The sequence below is a fragment of the Pseudoalteromonas sp. 31A1 genome (assembly GCF_011378815.1).
Lineage (GTDB): Bacteria > Pseudomonadota > Gammaproteobacteria > Enterobacterales > Alteromonadaceae > Pseudoalteromonas > Pseudoalteromonas arctica.
On sequence record NZ_WTKY01000070.1, the window covers coordinates 1 to 911 of the forward strand.

1 protein-coding gene and 1 pseudogene are annotated in these 911 nt (G+C 40.8%); both read left to right on the forward strand.

All coding sequences use genetic code 11. From position 1 onward, the window contains the following. The first annotated feature begins 169 nt into the window (after window positions 1–169). On the forward strand, window positions 170–676 hold the full coding sequence (locus GQR52_RS20355; RefSeq protein WP_165729615.1) for a transposase: 507 nt from the start codon (window positions 170–172) through the stop codon (window positions 674–676). Beyond that, window positions 652–911, forward strand: a pseudogene (locus GQR52_RS20360) (helix-turn-helix domain-containing protein); the annotation flags it as partial. The gene GQR52_RS20355 and the pseudogene GQR52_RS20360, both read left to right, overlap by 25 nt.

The following is a 911-nucleotide window of genomic DNA, read 5'->3' on the forward strand; positions in this document are numbered from 1 at the left end:
ATTACGAACTTTGCTCGCCTACAAGTAAATTTAACCACGGCGTCAAACTTTACCGGTAGGCGTAAAGCTTGCTCACGCGAAAAGCGCAGCTTTAAATATTTATACTTAATAGACTACCCCCCTGTGTCAGGATAGTTGTCGCCTCTAACTTTTAATAGAGGCAGATAAAATGAGACGTCGATTTACACAAGAATTTAAAGTTCACGCTGTTGAAAAAGCATTATCTCAATGTGATGATGTTCGCCTAGAAGATATTGCGCTTGATTTAGGCATCGGTTATTCAACCTTGCAACGATGGATCGCGCTTGCTAAAAACCATGAACTTGAAACTAAAAATAATGGTAGTCACATGACAATAGAAAAACGCCCTCATGACTGGAGCTTAGAAGAAAGGCTTAACGCCATTATTGAATGTGCGAGTTTAGATGAAGCAGCTCTTAATGAATATTGCCGTGCTAAGGGGCTTTACCCGCATCATATTAAACAATGGAAGCAAGATTTTGCTAAAGGGCCTTCAACGAAGCCCGTAAAATCAGACAGTAAACAGCTCAAACAAGAAATTAAGCAGCTTCAAAAAGAGCTTAATCGTAAAGACAAAGCGTTAGCAGAAACAGCCGCCTTACTCGTACTCAAAACAAAAGCAGATGCGCTTTGGGGTTTCAACGAGGACGATTAACCAGCTCAACTGAACGTCATGAACTGATAGAGCTCATTACCGACGCGCAGAAATCAGGGGCAAGGCAAGAAAAAGCATGTGAGTTACTTGGTCTAACGGCAAGAACAATTCAACGCTGGATTGAAGCTGATGATATGACAGATAAGCGAACAAGTACGATAAAGCGACCACCTAACAGGCTAACTGAATTAGAGCAACAGCGTATAATTAAGACTGTTAATTCAATAGAATATGG